Origin of the sequence: Kitasatospora sp. NPDC059462 (genome assembly GCF_042749955.1) — a bacterium.
In the GTDB taxonomy this organism is placed as follows: Bacteria; Actinomycetota; Actinomycetes; order Streptomycetales; family Streptomycetaceae; genus Kitasatospora.
Genome location: NZ_JBHYUU010000149.1, coordinates 4,775 through 20,704, shown reverse-complemented (window position 1 = coordinate 20,704; position 15,930 = coordinate 4,775). Strand labels below are relative to the sequence as shown.

Annotated in this window: 13 protein-coding genes and 1 pseudogene; 2 read left to right on the top strand and 12 right to left on the bottom strand. The window is 73.0% G+C overall.

Annotated elements, in window-relative coordinates:
* The 7 genes and pseudogenes from ACFXAM_RS29235 to ACFXAM_RS29205 form a co-directional block, all read right to left on the bottom strand.
* Nucleotides 1–571 (bottom strand): annotated as a pseudogene (locus ACFXAM_RS29235) (hypothetical protein); the annotation flags it as partial.
* 123 nt (nt 572–694) lie between these two features.
* Nucleotides 695–1,189: a DUF3180 domain-containing protein gene (locus tag ACFXAM_RS29230; RefSeq protein ID WP_380295701.1), complete on the bottom strand. Its 495-nt coding sequence runs from the start codon at nt 1,187–1,189 to the stop codon at nt 695–697.
* A 170-nt stretch (nt 1,190–1,359) separates the two neighbouring features.
* Nucleotides 1,360–1,959, bottom strand: a complete 600-nt coding sequence (folK, locus tag ACFXAM_RS29225; protein ID WP_380295699.1) for a 2-amino-4-hydroxy-6-hydroxymethyldihydropteridine diphosphokinase — start codon at nt 1,957–1,959, stop codon at nt 1,360–1,362.
* A gap of 58 nt (nt 1,960–2,017) precedes the next feature.
* Nucleotides 2,018–2,377: a dihydroneopterin aldolase gene (gene folB, locus ACFXAM_RS29220; RefSeq protein WP_380295705.1), complete on the bottom strand. Its 360-nt coding sequence runs from the start codon at nt 2,375–2,377 to the stop codon at nt 2,018–2,020.
* Between the two features lie 258 nt (nt 2,378–2,635).
* A complete protein-coding gene (locus ACFXAM_RS29215; RefSeq protein WP_380295698.1) occupies nt 2,636–3,136 on the bottom strand; it encodes a nuclear transport factor 2 family protein in 501 nt (166 codons plus the stop codon).
* 24 nt (nt 3,137–3,160) lie between these two features.
* Nucleotides 3,161–4,033, bottom strand: coding sequence for a dihydropteroate synthase (gene folP, locus ACFXAM_RS29210; RefSeq protein ID WP_380295696.1), 873 nt, complete (start codon nt 4,031–4,033; stop codon nt 3,161–3,163).
* Nucleotides 4,034–4,146: 113 nt separating this feature from the next.
* Nucleotides 4,147–5,985, bottom strand: coding sequence for a phosphatidylglycerol lysyltransferase domain-containing protein (locus tag ACFXAM_RS29205; RefSeq protein WP_380295694.1), 1,839 nt, complete (start codon nt 5,983–5,985; stop codon nt 4,147–4,149).
* 377 nt (nt 5,986–6,362) lie between these two features.
* Between ACFXAM_RS29205 and ACFXAM_RS29200 the strand changes: the two genes are divergently transcribed.
* Nucleotides 6,363–7,517, top strand: a complete 1,155-nt coding sequence (locus ACFXAM_RS29200) for an alpha/beta hydrolase (RefSeq protein ID WP_380295692.1) — start codon at nt 6,363–6,365, stop codon at nt 7,515–7,517.
* A gap of 134 nt (nt 7,518–7,651) precedes the next feature.
* Nucleotides 7,652–8,473, top strand: a complete 822-nt coding sequence (locus ACFXAM_RS29195) for a ferritin-like domain-containing protein (RefSeq protein ID WP_380295690.1) — start codon at nt 7,652–7,654, stop codon at nt 8,471–8,473.
* On the opposite strand, the gene folE is transcribed toward ACFXAM_RS29195, so the two are convergent.
* From folE to ACFXAM_RS29170, 5 genes are all read right to left on the bottom strand, one after another.
* A complete protein-coding gene (gene folE / locus ACFXAM_RS29190) occupies nt 8,460–9,065 on the bottom strand; it encodes a GTP cyclohydrolase I FolE (protein ID WP_376096460.1) in 606 nt (201 codons plus the stop codon). The genes ACFXAM_RS29195 and folE overlap by 14 nt on opposite strands.
* Nucleotides 9,066–9,178: 113 nt before the next feature.
* Nucleotides 9,179–11,233: an ATP-dependent zinc metalloprotease FtsH gene (ftsH, locus tag ACFXAM_RS29185; RefSeq protein ID WP_380295688.1), complete on the bottom strand. Its 2,055-nt coding sequence runs from the start codon at nt 11,231–11,233 to the stop codon at nt 9,179–9,181.
* 226 nt (nt 11,234–11,459) lie between these two features.
* The gene (gene hpt, locus ACFXAM_RS29180) at nt 11,460–12,014 is read right to left on the bottom strand and encodes a hypoxanthine phosphoribosyltransferase (protein WP_350553213.1); all 555 of its coding nucleotides are present in this window, start codon (nt 12,012–12,014) and stop codon (nt 11,460–11,462) included.
* A gap of 71 nt (nt 12,015–12,085) precedes the next feature.
* On the bottom strand, nt 12,086–13,225 hold the full coding sequence (gene tilS / locus ACFXAM_RS29175; RefSeq protein WP_380295685.1) for a tRNA lysidine(34) synthetase TilS: 1,140 nt from the start codon (nt 13,223–13,225) through the stop codon (nt 12,086–12,088).
* A gap of 267 nt (nt 13,226–13,492) precedes the next feature.
* Nucleotides 13,493–14,677, bottom strand: a complete 1,185-nt coding sequence (locus ACFXAM_RS29170; protein ID WP_380295683.1) for a zinc-dependent metalloprotease — start codon at nt 14,675–14,677, stop codon at nt 13,493–13,495.
* Between the last annotated feature and the right edge of the window lie 1,253 nt (nt 14,678–15,930).

Here is a 15,930-nt window from a genome sequence, read left to right as displayed (position 1 = left end):
CCCGCCCGGCGTCCTGCTCCCGCTGCGCCTGCTGCTGCGCGGCGCGCCGCTCCAGCTGCCGCAGCACGGCCGCGGCGCGGACGTACGCGGCCGGGCTGGCCGGGTGCTTGGGCCGGCTCGCGGCGAGCGCCCGCTGGGCCGCCTCGGCCTCCTTGAGCGCCTGCTCGGCGACCGTCACCGCGCGTTCCTTGAGCAGCCGGGCGATCTCCGTCTCGGCCTTCGCCAGCCGGGACTTCTCGGCGGTCAGCCGCCGTCCGAACCGGGTCGCCCGCTCCTCGGCCACCTCGGCCGCGTACTCGGCCTCGGCGAGCTGCTCCTCGAAGCGCTCCTCGGACCGCAGCCGCTGCGCCGCGGAGACCTCGGCCGCCGCCCGCGCGGCCCGGTCGCGCTGACGCAGCAGGACGGCGAACCCGAGCGTGGCGAGCACCGCGGCCGCGCCCACCGAACGGACCAGCACGGTGTCCTGACTGAAAAGCAACGCCCCCAGCGCGGCGACGATGAGCACGCCGGCGGCGGTGGGGGGAAAGACCCGGCCGAGGACGGAGGAATGACGGTGGCGTCCGCGAGACATGCTCAAGAAACTAGCGTGCGAATTGGGGCCGTGTCAGCCCAGGGTCCGGTTCGGCCCTTGACACCGCACCGGCTTTACCGGACGCATCCGGAAAATCACGCAAGATCACCGGAAAAGCACTGGTCAGCGATGCGTGGCCGCCGGCCCGTGGCCACCGGGGTCGTCGTGGTTCTCCGGCAGCCGGCAGACGTGCTGCAGCCAGAGCGCCGCCGCGATCACGGCCGCGCCGGCCAGGACCGCGAAGCCCGCGGTGATCGCCTGGTCCTTGCGGGCCGGCACGTCCAGCTCGCCCAGCAGGTAGATCCCGGCGCCCGCGTAGATCCCGGTGACCACCGCCGAGACCAGCGCGCTGGCCTGCCCGAGCACCACCGCCCGGGCCGCGCCCAGCGGGTCCACCCGCTTCGCCCCGGGCTGCCGCTCGCGCGCCGCCTTCAGCCGCGAGCGCAGCGAGAGCGCGGTCGCGAGCAGGATCACCGCCACCGCGGCCAGCACCACCGGCGCCGCGCCCGGCACCGCGGGCAGCGTGTCCAGGGAGGCCCACAGCTTGGCGCCGGCCCAGGACAGCGCCGTCGTGGCGGCCGTGATGCCGATCAGCAGACGGAGGCGAAGCAGCTTCACTCGGACGAGGTCCTTTCCCGGGCGGCGGGTACGACGGCGTCAGGCCACCGTACCGGGCCCCGGCCCGAGGGGTCCCGGACCGGGGCGGACACCCATGGGTACGGCCGGCGGCCCCGCACGAGTTCCCGGCCCGCGCGGACGGGGCCGTCCGCGAACAGCGGCGGCGGGGCCTACTCCGGCAGCGTCAGCCGGATGTCGTCGCGCCGCCGCACGCCCTGGGCGTCCGGGCCGCCGAGCGCCTCCAGCAGCCCGGACACCGGCCCGTGCCCGGGCAGCTCGGCGTCCGGCTGGGCGTCCAGCCACGGGGCGAGCACGAAGGCCCGCTCGTGCGAGCGCGGGTGCGGCAGCAGCAGCTGCGGGTCCTCGCTGACGACGCCCTCGTAGGCCAGGATGTCGACGTCCAGGGTGCGCGGGCCCCAGTGCACGGTGCGCACCCGGCCGAAGGCGTCCTCGATCGCGTTGCCGCGCTCCAGCAGGTCGCGCGGCGGCAGCGAGGTGCGCAGCACCACGACCGCGTTGTAGTAGGCGGGCTGCTCGGCGGGGCCGCCCACGGCCTCCGTCTCGTACACCGCGGAGACGGCCTTGATCTTGAGCCCGGGCGTGTCGGCAAGGGCGTCCACGGCCCCCTGGAGGGTGTCCAGGCGGTTGCCGAGGTTGGAGCCGAGGGCGATCACGGCGAAGCGCTGGCTGTGCAGGGTGGTGTCCACCGAGTCCACCCGCTGCTCCAGGTCGAAGGCGCTCGGCGCGGCGGTCGGGTCACTTGTGGTCATCGGACTTCCCCTCGGGCTGGGACGGGCGCTGCGGCGGGCACCGGACGGACGGTGCGGGTCATCCGCGGGTCCGGTGGATGGTCACGGTCACGTCGTCGAACGGCACGGTGATCGGGGCGTCCGGCTTGTGCACGGTCACCTCGACCTCCTCCACCGGCTCGTGCTTCAGGCACTGGTCCGCGATCCGCTGGGCCAGGGTCTCGATCAGCTCGACCGGCTCGCCGGCGATGATCGCGGTGACCTCCTCGGCCACCATGCCGTAGTGCGCCGTGCGGGTCAGGTCGTCGCTCGCGGCGGCCGGGCGGGTGTCCAGGTACAGCACCAGGTCGACCACGAAGGTCTGGCCCTCGGCCCGCTCGCGCTCGAAGACGCCGTGGTGGCCACGGGCGCGCAGGCCCCGCAGGGTGACGCGGTCCAGCAAACGAATCACTGCTCCCAGTCGGACGGGCCCCGCCCCGGAGGAGGGAGGCGAACAGGGCGGAGACGGACGTCGCGCCCGCCGCTGACCTTTTCGAATCTACCCGCGCGCGCCGACAACACCCGACCGTCCTACCCGGCACGAACCGTCGCCACGCGCACCGGAATGGCGATTGACGTGAACGTTCGGTGACCTGCCGGGAATTCCCCGGCCGCCGGCCGGTGACGTTTTCCCGCGATTTCCCGCCGGGGCCCGGAATCAGTCCTCGTCGTCCTCGTCGGCGCTGGTCAGAACGGGTGAACCGTGGTGCGACCACAGTTTCCACCCGGCCGGAGTGCGCCGGAAGAGATTGGTCGACACGACCTTTCCGCCGACCAGCGGCCCGAGCTCGCCCTCCTGTTCGGCCTCGCCGCCGGAAAGGATGTTCTCGGTGCACGTGACAAGGGCCACATCGCCGTGCACCTCCGCCTCCTCGTCGGTGAGGATGAACTGGATGTACTCGGTGTTCGCCATGATCAGCATGTACGAACGGGTCACCTGGGCCCGCCCGCGCAGCACCGGCCACCCCGGGTGGACGCAGACCACGCCCCCCTTGTCGTCCGCCTCGCCGGCGCCCAGCCAGGCGTCCTCGACCGCCGCGAGGTCGCCGGTCTCCAGCGCCTCGTAGAGCGCCCGGTTGGCGGCCAGGACCGCCTCGCGGTCCGCGCCGCCGGCCCGTCGGCCCGCCGTCTCCCCGCTCAACCTGCCGTCACCCGCCATGACCCTCCCGTCTTCGCCTACCGCTCACCCCTGCCCGGCCGCACGCTGCCAGGCCGCGACGACCCGGACGGCGTCCGCCGTGCCGGACACGTCGTGCACCCGCACCGCCCACGCGCCGGCCCGGGCCGACAGCACCGACACCGCGGCGGTCGCGTCGTCGCGCTCCCGCGCCGGGCGCAGCTCCCCGGTTTCCGGGTCGGCGAGCAGCGTACCCAGGAACCGCTTGCGCGATGCGGCGACCAGGACGGGCCGGCCGAGCGCGGTGAGCGCGTCGAGCCGGCCGAGCAGCGCCCAGTTGTGCGCGGAGGTCTTGGCGAAGCCGAGCCCCGGGTCGAGGATCAGCTGGTCCTCCTTGACGCCGGCGGCCAGCAGCGCCTCGACCCGGGCGCCCAGCTCGCCCACCACGTCGGCGACCACGTCGTCGTAGACGGCCAGCCGGTCCATGTCGGCGGACTGCCCGCGCCAGTGCATCACCACGAACGGCGCGCCGGTCTCCGCCACCACCCGGGCCATCGCCGGGTCGGCCAGGCCGCCGGAGACGTCGTTGACGACCAGCGCGCCCGCCTCGACGGCCCGCTCGGCCACCGAGGCCCGCATGGTGTCGACGGAGACCGCCACCCCGGCGGCGGCCAGCTCGCGCACCACGGGGACGACCCGGCGCAGCTCCTCCTCCTCGGGGACGCGCTGCGAGCCGGGGCGGGTGGACTCGCCGCCGACGTCGACCAGGTCGGCGCCCCGGGCGCGCAGGGCGAGCCCGTGGGCGATCGCCTTGGCGGGGTCGTGCCACAGCCCGCCGTCCGAGAAGGAGTCGGGGGTCACGTTGACCACGCCCATGACGGCGCAGCGGTCCAGCCGCGGCAGTCCGGGCGGCAGCGAGAAGGGCACCGAATTGCTCATACCCCCATTATCCGACCGCCCCCCGCGGCCGCCCGGCCCCCACCCCCGGGAAACGGCCGGCCCCCGCCGGGGAGCGTCCTCGACGGGGGCCGGCGGCGCTGCCGCACGGGTGCTCAGGCGGCCTCGCCGACCGCCTGGCGGGTGCTCTCCGGCATCAGGCCCTGGCGCTGCGGCTTGCGGCCGAAGCGGGGCATGCCCAGGGTGATGAAGGCCTCCGCCTGCATCGCGGCGAAGCCGATCCGCGGCAGGTCGCGGTTGTTCGGGAAGACCAGGAACCGGGGCTCCCACTCCGGCTGGAACTTCGCGTTGAACTTGTACAGCGACTCGATCTGGAACCAGCGCGACAGGAACACCAGCAGCCCGCGCCAGGCCCGCAGCACCGGCCCGGCGCCGATCCGCTCGCCGCGCGCCAGCGCCGAGCGGAACATCGCGAAGTTGAGCGACACCCGGCGCACCCCCATCGCCGGGACAGCCTGCAGGGCGGCGACGATGAGCAGCTCGTTGAGGCCCGGGTCGGCCGCCCGGTCACGGCGCATCAGCTCCAGCGAGATGCCGTCCGCGCCCCAGGGCACGAAGTGCAGCACGGCCTTGAGGTCGTCGCCGCCCTCGCCCTCCTCGGGCGCCTTGTGGGCGGTGACCACCACGCAGTCGTCGTCGCCCGGGTCGCCGAAGCGGCCGAGCGCCATCGAGAAGCCGCGCTCGGTGTCGGTGCCGCGCCAGCGGGCGGCGGCGTCGGCGATCCGCTGCTTCTCCTCCCGGGTCAGCTCGGCGACCCGGCGGACCCGGCAGGAGTAGCCGTTGCGCTCGATCCGCTTGACCATCTGGCGGACGTTGCGCATGGCCCGCCCGGCCAGCGAGAAGGTCGCGGTGTCGACGATCGCCTCGTCGCCCAGCTCCAGCGCGTCCAGCCCCGCCTCGCGGGTCCAGACCTCGCCGCCGACCTCGCTGCAGCCCATCACGGCCGGCACCCAGGCGTGCTCGCGGGCCTCCGCCATGAACACCTTGATCGCGCCGGGCCAGGCCTCGACGTCGCCGACCGGGTCCCCGGAGGCGAGCATGACGCCGGAGACCACCCGGTAGGAGATCGCCGCCTTGCCGGTGGGCGAGAACAGCACGCTCTTGTCCCGGCGCAGCGCGAAGTAGCCGAGCGAGTCCCGCTCGCCGTGCCGCTCCAGCAGCGCGCGGACCTTCTCCTCGTCCTCGGCGGTCAGCTCCGGCTTCGGCTTCTCCGGCCGCAGCGCCAGGTAGGTGGTGGTGAGGGCGGTGATCAGGCCCATCGCGCCGAGCAGGTAGCCGACCAGGTCCTCGATCCGGTCCGCGTTGTAGTGCACCGGTCCCTCGAAGCCGAACAGCCCGTAGACCACGTGCTCCAGCCGCTGGGACAGGCCGGGGTGCCCCAGCTCGTACTTCGTCCGGGTGCTGACGATCAGCAGGCCGAGCACGATGCTGAAGCTGCCCAGCACGACCAGGTTGACCACGGCGCGCCAGCGGGTGCGCGGGTCGGCCTTGGCGTAGAACTCGCGCCGGTGGATCAGCACGACCGCGAACAGCACCAGCGAGATGACCGCCGGGCCGAGCTGGTGCCAGCGCAGCAGGTGCAGCGCCGCGCCGACCGGCAGCAGCACGCACACCGCGCGCCAGGCGCGCCGCTTGCGCCGGCGCAGCGCGTGCGCCAGCAGCACCAGCAGCAGGCCGATCATCAGGGTGCCGGCGGCGGCCAGCGTGGTGGTGCCGCCGGGCAGCTGCCCGGCGAAGGTGTGCACCTTGGTGTGCCGCAGCTTGGGGAACACCGCGCTGGCGATGTCCACCAGCCCGATCAGCAGACAGGCGTAGCCGACCGCGCCGGGGAGCCAGGCCCTCGGAACGGCGGCCGCTTGGGTACGAAGCGTCTGCAGGCCGCGACGGCGCAGCGGCTGCTCGGGGCTCGGCTCAACGGACACGGGAACGCTCATGGGGATTCAGCGTAGAGGCTGCGGCGGGGTGTCCGGCCACTCCGGGGTGGGAGCCGTGATGGACCTTCATGCCTTTTCCTTCATCAGGCAATACGCACACCAAGGAACCGGCAACGAAGGGTGAACCGGCGCCCTGGGGGCACTGCGAATTGAGCCGTGGGGTGGGTGCCGGAGCCCCTCACCGCGTGGCGCGACGGGCCCCCGCGTGCGTCCTACGTACGGTGGACGCCGCATTTTAGGGCGTCGGTTGCGTACGCGCGCCGTCGGCCTCCCGGGCCCCTCCCGGCGTCCGGACAGCCTAGCCGCGGTGGCCGGGGCTGACGCACCGCCAGACGATGAAGCCTGCACCGACAGTGTCCCACCGGAAGGCCGACGGTATGGAACTGACCAGCGACGCCCTGATGAACTCGCTGCTTGCCCTGGGATCGGCGGCGCTCGTCGCCACCCTGTGGATCTGGCCCAGACTGGCCCGGCAGCGCCCGCTGCCGGTGCTCGGCCGGGTCGGCCTGCTGACCGTCACTCAGGCCTCGGTGCTGGCGGTGCTGGCACTCAGCGTCAACAACTCCTTCGGGTTCTACACCTCATGGGACGACCTGCTGAGCCCCGGCGGCACCAAGCTCGCCCTCACCAGCAACGAGAACCACAAGGGCGGCGCCCCGGCCGGCGACGCCCTCCTGGTGCCGACCGACGAGGGCGGCATGGAGGGCGTCGGGGATCTGCCCAAAGGGGCACCCGAGGAGGTCGGCAAGGTCGAGTCGGTCCGGATCACCGGCCAGGAGACCGGACTGTCCGACCAGATGTTCGTCTACCTGCCGCCGGAGTACTTCGACCCGAAGCTGGGCCTGACCCGGTTCCCGGTGATGCTGGCCATCGCCGGCTACCCCGGCACCACGCTCAACCTGATGAAGGACCTGCCGGTCATCCAGACCGCGGCGGAGCTCCAGCGCACCGGGAAGATGCAGCCGGCCATCGTGGTGCTCGCCCGCCCGACCCTCGCCCCGCCGCGCAACACCGAGTGCGTGGACGTCGCCGGCGGGCCGCGCACCGAGACCTGGTTCACCAAGGACGTCCCCGACGCGCTGCGCTCCGCCTACCGGATCGGCCGCTCCCCCGCCTCCTGGGGCGTCTTCGGCTACTCCACCGGCGGCAGCTGCGCGCTGCGGCTGGCGATGCGCTTCCCGACCGTCTTCGGCAGCGCGGGCGGGCTGCACGCCGACTTCAAGGTCAACGAGGACCAGTTCACCGGCGGCAGCCTGTTCGGCGGGGACAGGGCGCTGGCCGAGCAGAGCGACCTCGCCTGGCGGCTGCAGAACCTGCCCGCGCCGCCGCTGTCGATGCTGGTGGTCTCCACCCGCAAGGAGGCCGACTACCCGCAGACCGTCCAGTTCGTCGAGCTGGCCCAGCAGGTCGCCGCCGCCAATCCGCAGTTCCAGGCGGAGTCGATGTACCTGGACGACGGCGGCCACAACTTCGAGAGCTGGGTGCGCGAGCTGCCCGCCTCGCTGGAGTGGATGGGCCACCACCTCGGCTGACCCCGGCCCCCGGACGCCTCCGGGGGAGTGAATACCGGCGGGTCGGGCACGGCGCCCGCCGCCGCGGGGGACGTATCTCGACCGCCCCGGCCGAACGACGGCCGGTGCCGTCCCGGATCCGGGCAGGAGGCCCCATGCTCAGCACCCGATCGCTCTTCGACCAGATCTACCGGAACGACGAGGCCTACCAGCTGTTCTGCAGCATCGCCGCCGGTGGTGAGGACCAGGGCGGGTGGGAGAACGAGCGGATCACCGAGCTCACCCGCGACCCGGTGCTCGCTCCGAAGGTCGCCCGGCACGGCGCCGACGAGCGCAAACACGGCCGGATCTTCACCCAGCTGCTCCACAAGCGCGGCCTGCCGAAGGTCGAGATGCCCGCCGAGGCCGACTACTGCATGCTGCTGGAGCGCCAGGGCGTCGGCCTCGCCCACGAGCGGCTGACCAGCGGGATCCCGCTGACCGACCGCGAGATCATCACCTACCTGGCGCACAGCCGGGTCACCGAGCAGCGCGCGGCCGAGCAGATGCGCCAGCTCGTCAAGGTGTACGGGGACAACCCCGACCTCGGCCGGGCGATGCGGCTGATCTCGGCCGACGAGGACAACCACCTCGCCTACTGCCACGAGGAGCTGCTGCGGCTGGCCGCCGAGGGCCACGGGCCGTACATCCGGCACGTGCTGGAGACCAGCGCCCGCGGCGAGATCCGCACCCACCGGGACGTCGGCCTCGCGGTGACGTCCCGGATGGCGCGGATCCTGCGCTGGCCGCGCTGGCAGCTGGCCGTGGTCTCGGCCGGCGTGCAGGCGCTCTACCTGTACGACCTGCTGTACGGCTGGCGGCGGATGGTGCGGCTGAGGATGCCCGCGCGCCGCAACGCGCTGGGCACCCCGGCCCCGCCGCACACCGAGACCGAGCGCGGGCACGAGCCCGAGCGGGACCCGGTCAGCGACCGATGATCAGGCTCATCGCCTCGGCCCGGGTGGCCGGGTCGCGCAGCTGGCCGCGCACGCAGGAGGTGATCGTCTTGGCGCCGGGCTTGCGGATGCCGCGCATCGACATGCACATGTGCTCGCACTCGACCACGACGATCGCCCCGCGCGGCTCCAGGATCCGCATCAGCGCGTCGGCGACCTGGCTGGTGAGGCGCTCCTGCACCTGCGGCCGGCGGGCGTAGACGTCCACCAGCCGGGCCAGCTTGGAGAGGCCGGTGATCTTGCCGCTGGTGGACGGGATGTAGCCGACGTGCGCGACGCCCCGGAAGGGCACCAGGTGGTGTTCGCAGACCGAGGTCAGCTCGATGTCCTTGACCAGCACCATCTCGTCGTGGCCGAGGTCGAAGGTGGTGGTCAGGACGTCCTCGGGCTCCTGCCAGAGGCCCGCGAATATCTCCTTGTAGGCGCGGGCCACCCGGGCCGGCGTCTCCAGCAGGCCCTCGCGGTCCGGGTCCTCGCCGACGGCCAGCAGCAGTTCGCGGATGGCGTTCTCGGCCCGCTTCTGGTCGAAGGTGCCGACGGCGGGCGAACCGTCGAGCGTCACCGGGTCGATCATGCGGGCCTCGCTAACTGGTTGACGAACAAGGGTTGAACAGCACGGATGCCGCGCCTCCAGGGTACAAACCCCGGTGACGCGGCATCCATTCCGTCGGGTGTCCGAGCTTCCCGTCAGCCCTCGGCGGGCGGGTCGACCGGCAGCGGCGGGAGCTTCACCACGTCGGCCGGGGCGGACTCGGTGGTGGCGGTGGCGCCGTTGGTGAGCGCCAGCTCCTTGGGCGACTGCACCGGCGGGCGGGTGGACGGCGTCCGGCGGGCGGAGCCGGTCCACGCCGGACGGGCCGGGCGCTTGACGATCGGGGCGAAGATCTCGGCGATCTGCTCCTTGTTCAGGGTCTCCTTCTCCAGGAGCTCCAGAACGAGGTTGTCGAGCACGTCGCGGTTCTCGACCAGGATCTCCCAGGCCTCGTTGTGCGCGGCCTCGATGAGCTTCTTGACCTCTTCGTCGACCAGCCCGGCGACCTCTTCCGAGTAGTCGCGCTGGTGACCCATCTCGCGGCCCAGGAACGGCTCCGAGTTGTCGCTGCCGAACTTGATCGCGCCCAGCCGCTCGGTCATGCCGTACTGGGTGACCATGGCCCGCGCGGTGGCGGTGGCCTTCTCGATGTCGTTCGAGGCACCGGTGGTCGGGTCGTGGAAGACCAGCTCCTCCGCCGCGCGCCCGCCCAGCATGTACGCCAGCTGGTCGAGCATCTCGTTGCGGGTGGTGGAGTACTTGTCCTCGTCCGGCAGCACCATGGTGTAGCCGAGGGCCCGGCCGCGGGACAGGATGGTGATCTTGTGCACCGGGTCGCTGTACTGGCAGGCCGCCGCGACCAGGGCGTGACCGCCCTCGTGGTACGCGGTGATCTTCTTCTCCTTGTCGGACATGATCCGCGTGCGCTTCTGCGGACCGGCCACGACGCGGTCGATCGCCTCGTCCAGGATGTTGTTGTCGATCAGCTTCTTGTCCGAGCGGGCGGTCAGCAGCGCCGCCTCGTTCAGGACGTTCGACAGATCGGCACCGGTGAAGCCGGGGGTGCGCTTGGCGACGGCCGAGAGGTCGACGTCGGGCGCGATCGGCTTGCCCTTCTGGTGCACCTTGAGGATGTCCAGACGGCCCTGGAGGTCGGGGCGCTCGACCGCGATCTGGCGGTCGAAGCGGCCCGGGCGCAGCAGCGCCGGGTCCAGGATGTCCGGGCGGTTGGTGGCGGCGATCAGGATGACGCCGCCCTTGACGTCGAAGCCGTCCATCTCGACCAGCAGCTGGTTGAGGGTCTGCTCGCGCTCGTCGTGACCGCCGCCGAGGCCCGCGCCGCGGTGCCGGCCGACGGCGTCGATCTCGTCGACGAAGACGATCGCCGGGGCGTTCGCCTTGGCCTGCTCGAAGAGGTCGCGGACGCGGCTGGCGCCGACACCGACGAACATCTCGACGAAGTCCGAGCCGGAGATCGAGTAGAACGGCACCCCGGCCTCGCCCGCGACGGCGCGCGCCAGCAGGGTCTTGCCGGTGCCGGGCGGGCCGTAGAGCAGCACGCCCTTGGGGATCTTGGCGCCGACCGCCTGGAACTTGGCCGGCTCCTGGAGGAACTCCTTGATCTCGTGGAGCTCCTCGACCGCCTCGTCGGCGCCCGCGACGTCGGCGAAGGTGGTCTTCGGGGTGTCCTTGGTGAGCAGCTTCGCCTTCGACTTGCCGAACTGCATGACGCGCGAGCCGCCGCCCTGCATCTGGTTCATCAGGAAGAGGAAGACCAGCACGATGATCACAATGGGCAGCATCGACAGCAGCAGGCTGACGAGGGTGCTCTGCTTCTCCGGGCTGATGGTGTAGCCCTCGGAGAGCGTGCTCTGGTCGTTGTCGTTGATCTGGGCCTGCAGCTTGTCGGCGATCGCAACACCCTGGTCGCCGATGTACGAGGCCTGGAACTTGCTGCCGGACTGCGGCTTGCCGGTGCCCACGGCGGGCAGCTTGGCGCCGTCCTTCAGCTGGATCTTGATGGTGTTCGAGTCACCTGTGGTGATCTGCGCCGACTTGACCTGCTTCGCGTCGATCGCCGCGACGACCTGCCCGGTGTCCACCGTCTTGTAGCCGTTCGAGTCCGAAACGACCTGCATCAGCACGACGACGGCGAGGACGGCCAGCACGATCCACATGATCGGCGCACGGAAGTATCGCTTGACGTCCATCCATGCGGGGCGTTGCCGCCCCGTCCCTCCTGCCACTCAACGGCGCCGCGGGGCTGTGGGCCGCCGGCGCATTCGGTCAGTGCTCATGTGAAGAGCGGTTTTATTGGACCGTACCGCAGTGCGACCCCCACGTGGCGGGAGCAGCGCGATACGACGTTCTTCTATGGTCCCCCGGATCCAACGGGCGGGAACAGGCTCCTGTTCCCGTCCGTCGTCCGAACGGGTCTCAGCCGCCGTAGACGTGCGGCGCGAGGGTGCCGATGAACGGCAGGTTGCGCAGCTTCTCCGCGTAGTCGAGGCCGTAGCCGACGACGAACTCGTTGGGGATGTCGAAGCCCACGTACTTGACGTCGATCTCGACCTTCGCCGCGTCCGGCTTGCGCAGCAGGGCGCAGACCTCCAGGGAGGCCGGACCGCGCGAGCTCAGGTTGCCGAGCAGCCAGGACAGGGTCAGGCCGGAGTCGATGATGTCCTCGACGATCAGGACGTCACGGCCGGCGATGTCGGTGTCGAGGTCCTTCAGGATCCGCACCACGCCGGAGGACTTGGTGCCCATCCCGTAGGAGGAGACGGCCATCCAGTCCATGGTCACCTGCGAGTGCAGGGTGCGGGCGAGATCCGCCATGACCATCACGGCCCCCTTGAGGACGCCGACGATCAGCAGGTCCTTCCCTGCGTAGTCCCGGTCGATGCGCTCGGCCAGCTCCAGGAGCTTGGCGTCGATCTCGTCCTTGCTGATGAGCACCTTCGCGAGGTCAGCGCCCATGTCGTTCTGGTCCACCGGGGATACGTCCTCAAACGTGTCGGGGTATGGATGGCCGGCGGCCGGCTCCCCCGGGGCATGCCCGCCCGTCAGTCGCCCTGTCGCCGAAAGACCAGCGTGCCACACCGCCGGGTCGCTTCGACGCCCCCGGGTAGGTGCAGCGGCCCCTGGCCGCGCCATCCGGTGACGAGCAGGTCGATCGTTTCGAGGTGCCGGGCGAACAGGTCCCCCGCCGGACAGCCCGCCCGCAGCGCGGCCCGGCGCAGCACCCGGCGGCGCACCGCGGGGGGCAGTTCGGCCAGCTTGCCGGCGTCCAGGGCGCCGTCGCCCGCGCGGAGGTCGCGCTCCGCCAGCGCGGCCCACTGGTCGAGCGCGTCGGCGTCGTCGCGGAACAGCCGGGCGGTGCGGGCGAGCGCCTCCACCACGCCGCCGCCCAGGTGCTTCTCCAGCACCGGCAGCACCTCGTGGCGGACCCGGGAGCGGGTGTAGGCCGGGTCGCAGTTGTGCGGGTCGTCCCAGACCGGGATCGCCTGGGCGGAGCAGGCCTGCCGGGTGGCGGCCCGGTCCAGCTCCAGCAGCGGGCGGCGGTAGCGGCCCTTCTGGGCCGGCATGCCGGCCAGCGAACGGGAGCCCGAGCCGCGGGCCAGGCCCAGCAGCACGGTCTCGGCCTGGTCGTCACGGGTGTGCCCGAGCAGGACGGCGAGCGCGGCGTGCCGCTCGGCGGCCTCGTCCAGCGCGGCGTAGCGGGCGTCCCGGGCGGCGGCCTCGGGCCCGCCCTCGCGGCCGACCCGCACGGCGACCGCCTCGACCGGGTCCAGGCCGAGCTCGCGCAGCCGGCCGGCGACCTGGGCGGCGCGGTCGGCGGAGCCCGGCTGCAGGCCGTGGTCGACGGTGACGGCGCCGACCCGCAAGCCGATCTTGGGGGCCTCGAAGGCGGCCGCGATGGCGAGCGCCATGGAGTCCGCGCCGCCGCTGACGGCGACCAGGACCAGCGGCGAGCCGGGCGCGGCGGGGGTGCGGGGCAGCCCGGACGGGTGGCGGTGGGCGTTGCCGATCAGCGTGGTGCCGACGGCGGCGGGCAGCGCGGCGGCGGCCAGCGGCGCGCCGCCGGTGCGCTCGCGCGGCTGCCGGACGGGCGCGGTGAAGGTGGAACCGGCCTCGGCGGCGAGGTCGGTGAGGGTGCGGCGAACGGCCAGGCGTATCGCGGCGACGGCGGGGTGAGGGCCCACGGCGACGACTCCTCGGCGGAGGGGGGACAGGACGACGGTGGGCGCGGCGGGGGACCGCGCATCTGTGAGCACCCTGTTACCGGGCGCTCACAGATGGTGGCAGAAAGGAGACACCCGCTACGCCACCCGCGCCACCGGTACGACCACCGTCCCACGTTCGGGTGAATGAAGAAACGTATCTTCACCCGCCATGTGCACGACTGGACCACCCGTACGAACGGGTTTGAACCACCGGTTCGCACGTCACCGCGTCACGGGCGGCCCGTCTCAGCGCGCGACGCGGGCCACCCAGGCGGCGGGGTCGTGGATCTCCTCCTTGGTCGGCAGCGTGTTGGGCGAGGTCCAGACCCGGTTGAAACCCTCCATGCCGACCTGCTCCACCACGCCCCGGACGAACACCGCGCCGTCCTGGTACTGGCGGAGCTTGGCGTCCATGCCGAGCAGCCGGCGCAGCACCAGGTCCAACCGGTTGGCGCCGCGGTCCCGGCGCTGCTGGAACTTCTCCCGGATCTCCGCGACGCTCGGCACCACGGCCGGGCCCACGCCGTCCATCACCACGTCCGCGTGCCCCTCCAGCAGGGACATCACGGCGGTCAGCCGGCCGAGGATCTCCCGCTGGGCGGGCGACTGGACGATCTCCAGCAGACCCGCCGAGGAGGTGCCGTCGCCGCGACCGCCGCCGCCCAGGCCCGGCAGCCCCGCGCCCAGCGATCCGGCGGCGTCCCGCAGCCGCTCCAGCAGCGCCCCGGGGTCGACGTCCGTCTCGGCCAGGAAGGACTGCACCTCGGACTGGATGTGGTCGCGCAGCCAGGGCACCGCGGTGAACTGGGTGCGGTGGGTCTCCTCGTGCAGGCAGACCCAGAGCCGGAAGTCGGCCGGATCGACGTCCAGCTCCCGCTCCACGTGCACGATGTTCGGCGCCACCAGCAGCAGCCGCCCCGGACCGGGGCCCTCGGGGCCGAGACGCGGCTTGTCGAACAGCGCGGCCGGACTGTCCGGCGCCTCCAGCGAGGGCTCGGCCGGGGCGAAGGTCTCGTACTGGCCGAGCACCTTGGTGGCCAGGAACGCCAGCAGCGCGCCGACCTCGATGCCGGTGGCCTTCTCCCCCACCGTGCCGAACACCGCGGAGGCCGAGCCGGTCGTCCGGCGCGCCTGCAGCTTCTCCACCAGCGGCTGCACGATGGTGCGGAAGCCCGCCACGTTCGCCCGCACCCAGCCGGGCCGGTCCACGATCAGCACCGGGGTCGCGACCGCCTCGGTCAGACTGCTGGACCGCATGCCGGTGAATTCCCGGACGTGCTCCTCGGCCGCCAGGGCGTGCCGGCGCAGTTCGGCGACCACCGCGCCCGCCTCGGCCCGGCTCACCTCCGGCCCCGGCCGCACCAGCCTGGTCGCGGTTGCGACCGCGAGATTCCAGTCGACCATGTCAGCACCGCCGCTCGCGCTCGTCATGCCCTCACCGTACGTGCTCCCGCCCGCCGGGGGGAGCCGGAACGGCCGGTCAATGGCCACCCACCGGGGGGCCGCCGCGGATCCGTCCCCCGGTGCCCGCCGTCCGGGAGGCACCGCCTCACCCACCGCCGGCACGCGGGGCCCTGCGCGACGTCCGCCTCCGCGACCGGAAACCCGTGGCCGCGCGCACACCTGCGCCTCCGCGAGGGCACCACTGCGGCGGCCTCACGGCGGCCTCCGGCACGCGGGGGCCGGGCTCCCCGATGCCGCCAAGTCGGTCCGGCATGCGAGCCGTAGCCCGGCCCAGCCGAAGGCGCGCAGGGGCCGGGGCGCCGCCGCACGCCCACGAGCCCCTGCGCGAGGCGTCCCCAAGGCGGCCGCCTCCAGCACACGAGTCCTGCCCCGGCACCGCCCGAGCCCCACCCCCAACTCGCATCACCCACGCACCCCCCCCCGCGAGGTTTCGCAGAAGCGGCCGCCTCCGCCACCTGAGCCCCACTCCGCCCCAACACGACGGGCTCAGCCGAAGGCGCGCAGATGCCGGGTCACCGCCGCACGCCCACGAGCCCCTTGGCGAGGTGCCGCCAAGGCGGCCGCCGTCACCACGCGAGCCCGGCCCCGGCACCGCCCGAGCCCTCCCCGGCGCCGAAACCGGCACTCACACCGCCCACGGCCCCTCCGCGGAGTGCCACTGAGGCGGCGGCGTCCAGCACACGAGCCCCACCCTGGCCCAACCCGACCGGCCCAGCCGAGGCGCAGCAGTTCGCCGGCCACCGTCGCATGCCCGCGAACCCCTTCGCAGGGTGCCGCCAAGCCAACGCGCGAGCTCTCCTGGAGCCACTGCGCCCGGCCACGCGCGCCTCTGGCCGAACCGGATCCGTGCGCTGCGGCGCCTCCTGGAGGCGCCGCAGCGGATCCGTCCCGGCCCGGCACGCCCACCCCTGCGCGGAACCCCGCCCCGACCGGGCGTCCGACCACACGCCGAGGGTCCTCGCAGCGGCACCGCGCCCTGCTCACCCTTGGCTCGGCGGCCAGGCCCGTCCCAGTCGGTCCGCCAGGGCAAATCGGTCTGCGGCCGGTCGCCGGACTTCCGCTTTCCGCCCAGAGGGCGGGCCAACAGGAATGCCTCGAAGCGGCGAAGCCCGCCCAGCCGAAGGCAGCGGCGAAGCCCGCCCAGCCGAAGGCAGCGGCGAAGCCCGCCCAGCCGAAGGCAGCGGCGAAGCCCGCCCAGCCGAAGGCAGCGGCGAAGCCCG